This window comes from Bartonella sp. AP11XZML (assembly GCF_042196445.1).
In the GTDB taxonomy this organism is placed as follows: domain Bacteria; phylum Pseudomonadota; class Alphaproteobacteria; order Rhizobiales; family Rhizobiaceae; genus Bartonella.
This window is the reverse complement of the sequence record NZ_JBHIQF010000065.1, coordinates 30125-39433: the sequence shown is the minus strand read 5'-3', so window position 1 is coordinate 39433 and position 9309 is coordinate 30125. Positions and strand designations below refer to the sequence as shown.

Annotated in this window: 8 protein-coding genes; 6 read left to right on the top strand and 2 right to left on the bottom strand. The window is 39.8% G+C overall.

Annotation, left to right across the window (positions count from 1 at the left end):
* The first annotated feature begins 503 nt into the window (after positions 1-503).
* Entirely contained in the window at positions 504-1739 is a 1236-nt protein-coding gene (locus tag ACFIMG_RS05905) for an MFS transporter (protein ID WP_375678573.1), read from the top strand.
* Between the two features lie 643 nt (positions 1740-2382).
* Positions 2383-2778, top strand: coding sequence for a hypothetical protein (locus tag ACFIMG_RS05900; RefSeq protein WP_375678571.1), 396 nt, complete (start codon positions 2383-2385; stop codon positions 2776-2778).
* 1688 nt (positions 2779-4466) lie between these two features.
* Here ACFIMG_RS05900 and ACFIMG_RS05895 read toward each other — a convergent pair.
* Both ACFIMG_RS05895 and ACFIMG_RS05890 read right to left on the bottom strand, forming a co-directional pair.
* Complete coding sequence (locus ACFIMG_RS05895; protein ID WP_375678572.1) at positions 4467-4838, bottom strand: helix-turn-helix domain-containing protein; 372 nt, start codon at positions 4836-4838, stop codon at positions 4467-4469.
* A gap of 1736 nt (positions 4839-6574) precedes the next feature.
* Positions 6575-6943 (bottom strand): helix-turn-helix domain-containing protein, encoded by a 369-nt coding sequence (locus ACFIMG_RS05890; protein ID WP_375678570.1) that lies wholly within the window; start codon positions 6941-6943, stop codon positions 6575-6577.
* 789 nt (positions 6944-7732) lie between these two features.
* Between ACFIMG_RS05890 and ACFIMG_RS05885 the strand changes: the two genes are divergently transcribed.
* The 4 genes from ACFIMG_RS05885 to ACFIMG_RS05870 all read left to right on the top strand — a co-directional run bounded on the left by ACFIMG_RS05885 (position 7733) and on the right by ACFIMG_RS05870 (position 8883).
* Positions 7733-8059, top strand: coding sequence for a hypothetical protein (locus tag ACFIMG_RS05885; RefSeq protein WP_375671982.1), 327 nt, complete (start codon positions 7733-7735; stop codon positions 8057-8059).
* 155 nt (positions 8060-8214) lie between these two features.
* Complete coding sequence (locus ACFIMG_RS05880) at positions 8215-8376, top strand: hypothetical protein (protein ID WP_375678569.1); 162 nt, start codon at positions 8215-8217, stop codon at positions 8374-8376.
* A 162-nt stretch (positions 8377-8538) separates the two neighbouring features.
* A complete protein-coding gene (locus tag ACFIMG_RS05875) occupies positions 8539-8676 on the top strand; it encodes a hypothetical protein (RefSeq protein WP_375678567.1) in 138 nt (45 codons plus the stop codon).
* Between the two features lie 15 nt (positions 8677-8691).
* The gene (locus tag ACFIMG_RS05870; protein WP_375678566.1) at positions 8692-8883 is read left to right on the top strand and encodes a hypothetical protein; all 192 of its coding nucleotides are present in this window, start codon (positions 8692-8694) and stop codon (positions 8881-8883) included.
* Positions 8884-9309 lie beyond the last annotated feature (426 nt).

Here is a 9309-nt window from a genome sequence, read left to right as displayed (position 1 = left end):
TGGAGGATGAAGAGAGTGCGCATGGATAAGAGGAGAGTGTGGGTAAGGCGGGTGTTGCAAAGAGATGCGTGAAGGATGGCGGTTTTTAAGGAGATAGGGCTTGATTTGTCGAGCCTGATGACGTGCTGTCGTTTGAGAAGTGGTTGGGTGTAAGCTTTATTTTGTGGGGAAAGTTGCTTTTTATTATGGGATTGTAGACTAGTGCTGGTTGGGAATTTTCATTCTTTGAGACGTGGGGTGGAAGTCAGTGTGCTAATATAGCAGATTTTGATCTCATAATTTTTACATTCTTTCTTTTTTTAAAGCAAATAAGCAAGAAAAATTAATATATTACTTGATATTGGTCTAAATGCTTATATCAAGAGGAGTATTTCTTTAAAAATTTTTACTTAACTTATTAAGCGATTTATTAGAATAAAAGACTCTTCTGAAGTTCATATCACCAATTGTATCGAAGGAAGTGTAACTTTAAGTGTAGAAAAGTTTAATATCGGATGGTTGATATGAATTTGTTTTTAAAAAAGAGTCCATTAGCTCTTTTTTGCTCTCTCTTTATTTCCAAAGTTGGTGATTATGCTTATGAAGTTGTTTTTATTTTACTGGTCTTAGAATTAACAGATAACACCTTTTTTACAGGTCTTGTGTATTTTTTTCGATTTATCCCTTTTCTCTTTTTTGGCCCTATAGGAGGTTGGTTAGCGGATAATTTTTCTTTGAAGAAAAATATGATCTTAAGTGAAGTTGTTAGATTATTAGCTTCATTGTTTGTTTTTATAACTTATATAACAGGTACGGCACATATCATTGTTCTTATTTTTGCAGCAATATGTACAACGATAGGAAGAAGTATTTTCCAACCAAGTTTTCAAGCTGCTATTCCCAGAATGTTTTCAATAAAAGATCTTACAAAGGCCAATAGCATTGCTCAAATTATCATGGAAACGGCAGCCGTCATTGGCCCTTTGGTTTGTTCCATACTGCTTTTTTTAGCAAATAAATCGGCAGTACTCATTTTTGATTTTTTTACCTATTTTATATCTATTATCGTGTTATTTAATCTCATGAATTTAAATTCAAGCGAGAATAAATCATTCAATTTTATAAAAATTTATCGAGACACAGCTTCATATCTTAAATATATTTCTACAGAAAATAATAATTTATTTATTACGCTCGTTGGCTCGTCGTTTGCTATTCTCTTTACGGGTGCAATTTTAAGATTTTTAATTCCAGCTTTTGTTCTTTTTGTGGGGGGAGAGGAGAGTCTTGTGAGTTATATTTTTTCTCTCATGGCTGTTGGAACTATTGTTGGTGGTTTGTTATATAGTAAAATTATATTAAATATTACTTCGTTGAAGCTCATGATATTTTGGCTTCTTTATGGGGTTATTCTGTTTGTTATGCCCTTAGCTGCAGAAATTTATTTAAAATTCCTTCTCGTGTTAGCATTTGTTTTAGGATTTATTGGTGCCTTTGTGGATATTGGTTTAGTCTCAGCTATTCAATTATATTCTCGTCGTGAAGATTTTGGTAAGAGTTTTGGAACCTTTTCAACTTTAGCAAACTCTGCGGAAGCAATGTCTGGCTTTATTGCTGGACTTTTGGCACTCGTGGGATTGTTAAGCTCTTTTTTAGCGATGTCCGCATTAATTATTTCCACCGGAATTATTGGCGTTGTAAAAATTAAGAAAAATAAAGAGTTAACACCTCTTAACACGACAGTCGATGACGACCATTGATATATTTGATATCTCCATGCCGTTTCTTTTTTCTAAAGACGGTTCGCTCATTATCTTATTCATGAGGTAAAAACACAGCTCTTTGAAGGGGGTGCTCTGAAACGAATGAGTGGTCAGTGGTGGAAACTTGCTAGGCAAGCATTTGAATTCTTTACAGACCGTTGTTTATAGAGTGGTACGGGGTGGTGAACCTTTCCTTGGCTTTGTTCTGTAAATGTGGAGAAGCGTAAAAATGTGAATCTGTAAAAGTGAAGTGGAGGATTTATGGGTTCATATATTGTGCGTGTTTTTTGTCATGATATGGAGGGGTGAGAAGGATTGGGGGGAAGTGTCTTCGTGAATGGAGGGGAAATGAAGGGTGCTGTGCGTTGGTTTATGTAATGCAATACACCATGAAAGTAAGTATACATATACTATATGCTTTACATGTGTTTTTTCGTACTTTTAACATATATATTTTGTGTCTTAAACATAAGCTTTGAGTACTATGAGAGATGGTGGTCGTTTTTTAAACAAGCGAGAAAGTGATTAACTAATGCTTGATAGTAAAGCAGTATGTTGTTAAGGCTATTCTTTGAAAGGATGCTCTTATTTCTGGTGTAGGAGCTTCTCAGAAGAGAATACAATTAATAGGGGAGTTAAGATGTCAAAATATTTATTTCCGTTACCGCTTGTATTGGTGGCTGGTTGTGCATCTATCAATAATTATTCATCAAGTTATGTCAGTCCAAATATTACGAAAGATGATGTAAAATTAATTGCTAACGATTTTGTTCGTAATCTTAAAAAACCTTTACCGCCCGCTACAACAACACTTATTGTGAAAAAAAATAAAACAGAAGACAACTTTACTCCTGTATTTATTGATCTCTTGCGACGGAATGGATATAACGTGATCTATACAGATCAACCAAACAAACAGCAAAATGGTGTAATCTTGACTTATCAAATAACGCCAATAAAGACAGGTATCATGTCTATGGTTTCTTATGATGAGGTTGGAGTAACCCGTTATTATTTCCGTACTTATAATAGATGAAACCCCTTTGCCGGTTTGTCTCAAAGAAGTAGATAATGAAGAAATGTGTTTCAGGGGAAGTGTTGGGATTGAATTAATCAATAAAAATTTGCAGATATGAAATTGCATATTCAGACGATAGTTATTCGTCGTCTCGTTTACAATTTCAGTGTTGTAACGAAGAAAGATGTCGTTTTATCTGTTTGCAATCCTTCATGTTCTGTCTCAGTTATATAGCGCTTTTATCGTTTCTGTCTTATAGAAAATTACTTTCTGTTCTACGGCTCTATATGCCAATCTAATAGTCAGATCTAAACAATCAAATTCATATGAACTCTTTACAGAAATCTGTTGTTTGAGATTATTAAAAAGGTGTTTTGTTTTTATCAAATTGTCGCGTGGTGGTTTGGGAGTTTCCTTTGGCTGCGTTCTGTAAATGTGTAAAAGCGTAAAAATGTGAATCTGTAAAATGAAGCGGAGGATTTGTGCTTTGTGAGAGCTTTTATTATGGCATGGAATGTGGTGCGAGGATTGGGGGATGTATTTGTGAATGGAGCGGGGAACGCTGGGATGAAGAGTGCTGTTAAGTTGTGAGTGTGTGATGGGAGAGAAAAAGGGGGAATGGAGGATGAAGAGAGTGTGCGCATGGATAGGGGGGAGAGTGTGGGTAAGGCGTTGGTGCAAAGAGATGCGTGAAGGATGGCGAGGAGATAGGGCTTGATTTGTCAAGCCTGACGAAGTGCTGTCGTTTGAGGAGGGCGTCTGAAGACTGTAAGGGGTACTAGGCAAAAAGCTGGGTTCGTTTATAGACTATTGTTTATAGAGCTGTGCGGGGTGGTGAACCTTTCCTTTAGCTTTATTCTGTAAAGATGTAAAAGCGTAAAAATGTGAATCTGTAAAATGAAGCGGAGGATTTGTGCTTTGTGAGAGCTTTTATCATGGCATGGAATGTGGTGGGAGGATTGGGGGAAGTGTCTTCGTGAATGGAGGGGAAATGAAGGGTGCTGTGTGTTGGTTGGAGAAGGGTGTGTGGGGAATGGCTGTGAACAGATTGCAGAGCTGATGTGTTAAAGAGATGTGAAGAGAGAAAAATCTCGTGGTGGGCGTTTATATTCTATGCGGAGCTTAACAATTATAGTTGCATCTATATTTGTATGGGGATATCCGTGAAATGGGTGTGAGAAGCATTGAGAGGTGTTTTCTTAATAAGTGGGTGAATGAGCAATACAATGAAAGCCTATTTAGAGGGGAAATCCTATTTAGAGGGAATTCTATTTAGGCGGAAGCCCATTTAGAGGGATGCCTATTTAGGAAAAATCCTATTTTAGCTCTTGTTGTTTTAGACATTGTGTTTTGTATGAGGGGCATTTTGCAGAAAAGGTGTTTTGAGGGATGTGGATCCCTTAAAGAAAAACACAAAAATATCAAAAGAAAAATATAAAAACTTGACAAGGTAAATGTAAAAAGGTATCATAATGATACAATAGGAATTGTGCGTTTAAATCAGAAGAGATCTTTTGATAAGATTCTGTGAGAGAGGTGGGGATGTTTTTCCAAGGTTTTGGTGTTTTTATCCTATTTTGAAGTTTGTTATCCTATGATGTCGTAAACCGGTGCCTAAACCGTTTTTTGAGATGTGGTGGTATCAGGCGGCAAGGCTTTAGGCAGAGGGGGATATTGGCAACGGATGTCGATTGATGTGCTTTTGTCTAATCAGAAATCAACCACAAAACTGCTTTTTGTTTTTTCGGCTGGAGTTCTCTAAAGTTTTTCAAAAGGGCGTGTTCTTTTTCGCTGTATGTGTCTTGATCGTGGTGTAAGAGAGTTTCTTTTGTGGGAAGATCTTCTTCTGCAAAAATATCAGTATAAAAAAAGGTAATAGGAACTGCTAGTTTTTTAGCAATTTCGAGTAAACATCCTGCGCTTACACGATTGGAGCCTTTTTCGTATTTCTGGATTTGTTGGAAACTGACACCTAAATGGCTTCCTAATTCCTTTTGAGAAAGCCCCATTGAAATGCGTCTGTGACGGATTCTTTTACCTATCAAAATGTCGTAGAAATGTGGATTTTTAGTTGGCACTTCAAGCCCCCCTCCGGTTGCGAGCGCCCTCGCATTGGTATTCCGGGAGGTTGAAAATACTGAACTCGAATCAGCTTTTTTGCTTTTAGTGCTGACAAGCACTTGGACATAGCAAAAACTCCCGGAACTCCGGGATACCCGCAAAGCGGGATAAATTCATGTACGAGTTTTCGGGTCTTCAACTCCCTATTTGACCGTTGCGTGGACGATCAAAAACACAGATCAATTCATAAGGCAATTTCAGAAGATTGGCAAGAAAAATCAAAATAATTTCAAAGACTATAAGATTGGGTACTTTTTAAAAAAGTGCGAAATCTGGATTTTTTGTTTGCAATTCAAGCTCCCCTCCGGTTGCGAGCGCCCTCGCATGAGTATTCCGGGAGGTTGAAAGTACTGAGCCTAATCAGCCTTTTGCTTTTAGTGCTGACAAGCACTTGGACATAGCAAAAACTCCCAGAACTCCGGGATACCCACAAAGTGGGGTAAATTAACGTTTGAGTTTTCGGGCTTCAACTCCCTATTGATCGCTGCGTAGACGATCAAGGCACCTTTTGAGTGATAAAGTAATTTCAAGGGATTGGCAAGAACAATTAAAAGATTTGGAAAATGAGAGCATTTTTTTGTATCTTAAAAATTATCTCATTATCTTCTTATGCCTTATGCCTTATGCCTTATGCCTTATGCCTTATGCCTTATGCTGTAAAATATTGTCATTTGAGATAGGGTGAGATGGGGGCATTAGAGGCAAGGATATGCCGTCGAGGGACCTTCAAGCATATCAATTTATACGGTGCTTTTTGTGAGAGTGTCTGGATATTGGAGGGTAGGGGTTATCTGTCCGTGTCTGGTGAAACAGTATCCTTTGAGGGGTGGTGAGGGGTGTTTTCCAAGTGCAATATACGCGATAAAAGTTGAATTGTTTACAGACTCTTGTTTATTGAGTGGTGGGCTGGTTTGGAAATTTCATTTGGCTACTTTCTGTAAAGATGTAAAAGCGTAAAAACGCGAATCTGTAAAATTGAAGTGAAGAATTTATGCATTGTATGCTTTTGTCTTGGCATGGAATGTGGTCGGAGAACTAGGGGACGCATTTGTGAATGGAGCGGGGAAAGCTGGGATGAAGCATGTGAAAATTGGCACTGTGGGAGAAGCTTTTTGGTGTGTGTGTGTGAAGCTTTGTCTTTTGGGTGGGGTATTTGCTTCGAAGCGGAATTGATCGGTATTTGTAGGAGCTTTCGCTCTTTGTGTTGGAGAGGGACGGGTGTAAGAATATTCAGAAAAGCCTTGCTTGTTGAATCCGTTGTTTGAGGGGTATGGTATGCTGATCTGTCTGAGTGGTTGGTAGGAGGAAACTGCTACAAGATGTTGGATTCTTGACAGAGCAGTATAAGACGCTGGGAGAACAGTTTCATTTGCTGCCTTTTGTAAAGATGGAAAAGCGTAAAAATGTGAATCCGTAAAAGTGAAGTGAAAGATTTATGCGTTGTATGTTTTTGTCTTGGCATGGAATGTGGTCGGAGAACTAGGGGACGCATTTGTGAATGGAGTGGGGAAAGCTGGGATGAAGAGGGGTATAAATCGCGTTGACGGGAGATAAGTGTGTGAGGGAATATTTTAGGGTAGGGCTTATCTGTCTTGTCTGATAAAATTGCCTTCTTTGAAGTGTCGTGATCTGAAGCTTATATTTTAAGGATGTTGGATATATTGGTGAGGGATGTTGATGGGTGTGCTTTTGTCTAATCTGAAATTAACCACAAGATTGCTTTTTGTTTTTTCGGCTGGAGCTCTCTAAAGTTTTTCAAAAGGGCGTGTTCTTTTTCGCTGTATGTGTCTTGATCGTGGTGTGAGAGAGTTTCTTTTGTGGGAATATCTGCTGTTAAAAGGTCCGCATAAAAAAAGTTCATAGGAACCTCTAGTTTTTTAGCAATTTCGAGCAAACACCCCGCGCTTACACGATTTAAACCTTTTTCATATTTTTGGATTTGTTGAAAACTGACACCTAAATGGCTTCCTAACTCTTTTTGAGAAAGACCCATTGAAATTCTTCTATGACGGATTTTTTTACCTATTGAAATGTCGTTGAAATGTGAATTTTTAGTTTGCACTTCAAGCCCCCCTCCGGTTGCGAGCGCCCTCGCATTGGTATTCCGGGAGTAGTAAAGTACTGAGCTCTAGTCAGCATTTTTGCTTTTAGTGCTTATCACACCTGGACATAGCAAAAACTCCCGGAATCCCGGGACACCCACAAAGTGGGTTCATTCTTACGCTAGAGCTTAGGGCTTTACTATCCCTTATTGATCGTTGCGTGGACGATCAAAAACACAGAACTATCAATAAAGTAGTTTCAGAAGATTGGCAAGAAAAATTAAAATGTTTGCTATACGGTTATACTGTAAAATAGGGATGTTTGGGGGTGGTAATCTGATGTTAGTAGGGGAATTTATTGGGTAAAAGGTTGGATGATAGTTTAAAATCGGTGCGGGGTGGAAGCTTTATTCAGCAGAGGAAAATTTGCTTTTTGAAGTCGAATTGTAGATCAGAGCTTATCTGGCGTGTTTGATGAAACACCATTCTTTGAAGTGTGGGATAGCCATATGAAATAATCAGCAGGGAAATCTGATAGACGAGAAATCAGCTTGTTGACAGACCCGTGTTTACAGAGGGGCGTGGGGATGGTGGTTTTTGAGTTTCGTTTGGCTGCTTTCTGTAATGATGGAAAAGCGTAAAAATGTGAATCTGTAAAATTATGCGGAGGATTTGGGCTTTATGTGGGCTCTTATCTTTTTGGGTGTGTCCCATTTTTAATTGTTGAATGCTTGGCAAATTTTGTTGCTGATTTTTATGTCATTTTTTGTGTTTGAGGTTTTGGTTTCTCTTTAGTTGGAAGGAACATGATGATGGTAGATGAACATTGTCTTCCCTTACGTCGAAGAGGGCGGAAAAAAGGGGCTTTAAATAAAACAACAAAGCGATTTAATGAAGCTCTTTTGACAGCGGCGGAGCAGGCTGGATATCACTATGGTGAAGATGGGCTGGTGTCTTATCTTCAGTATCATGCGTTGAATAATCCTGTTCCTTTTTTTTCGCTGCTGGCAAAAGTCTTGCCTCTTCAGGGGGCTGGAGAAGGGCAGGTTAAAACAGTTTCGCGTATCGAGATTGTACCAGTGAATGCAAAAAATAGCGAACCGGAGAAGCATAATACCTCGATAACTGAGGCTTGAAGAAGGCGCTGTGATGTTTGGGCATTTACTGGAGAGCAGAATATTTTGGTGGGAGATATTTGGGCTTCCTATGTCGAGATGCCGGCTTTTATGGGCGATGACAGAGGGGTGTGTACTGAAGAGCTGATACCCGAGAGGTACAATGCTTAGGGGGCGTGGTTGTTATCTACTGTTTTGGATTTTTTGTAAAGGTTTGGTCTTTTCTCGTTATTGAAGGTGTGGAGATATCAAAAACAGTTTCGCGTATTGAGATTGTACCAGTGAATGCAAAAAATAGTGAACCCGAGAAGCTTGATCCTTTGGTCACTGAGGTTTGAAGCTACGAGAAAATATTGGGTTGGGCACATGATGTTTAAGGGATATTGTCTTTGAACGGGGATGCTAGATGTTTGTCTGAAAGCTTATGATTGAAATTGCGGTGAGGGGCGTGTGCTTTAGGCGTGTGAGCTGTGACGTTGTTAAGCTTTGGTGGGGGAAGCATGAGGACGTGGACTGGAGGAGACTTCGGTGCATATGGTGTTTTTTGGAGGTACATGGCGTCTGGGGTGGTCTGTTTGAAGGGGGGCCGGCAAGATGCTTTTATGGCGATGCGTGAGGGGCGTGTGCTGAAGAGGTGATACTCGAGAGGTACAATGCTTAGGGGGCGTGATGATATTTGCTGTTTTGGATCTCTGGTGAAGGTTTGGTCTTTTCTCGTTATTGAAGGTGTGGAGATATCAAAAACAGTTTCGCGTATTGAGATTGTACCAGTGAATGCAAAAAATAGTGAACCGGAGAAGTGTGATACCTCGATAACTGAGGCTTGTGATATTGAAAAATGTTAGGCTGAGGTGGGTGATGTGGGGTGATGTCTTGCAAGGGGGCTGCTTTGGTGATTGCCTATCTTGAGGGGATTGAAGCGGAGGCTATCGTGCTTGTGGGCGCTCGTGATATTGGGAAGGGGCTTTGGTGAATGATGCCGTAAGGGCCCCCGTGTGCTGGAGGGAATTTGGTGCAGGGTATTTGTGTGGTGGATATGGAACAGTGTTTTGATGGGTGAGGGGCATGAAACTTGAGAGAAGTGTTATACTTGCGGGATGCATGTGTTTTGGTGGGGGTATCTTGGGGGATAAAGTGTGAGGATTGGTGATGCTTGAGAGGCATGATATTGGAGGATGTTGGGCTTTGGATATGCCTGAGAGCCATGTGCTGAGGCTATGATTTGGTTGGGGGGATACCTTGCTTGTGGTTGGGGGATGACAGGCGCGGTG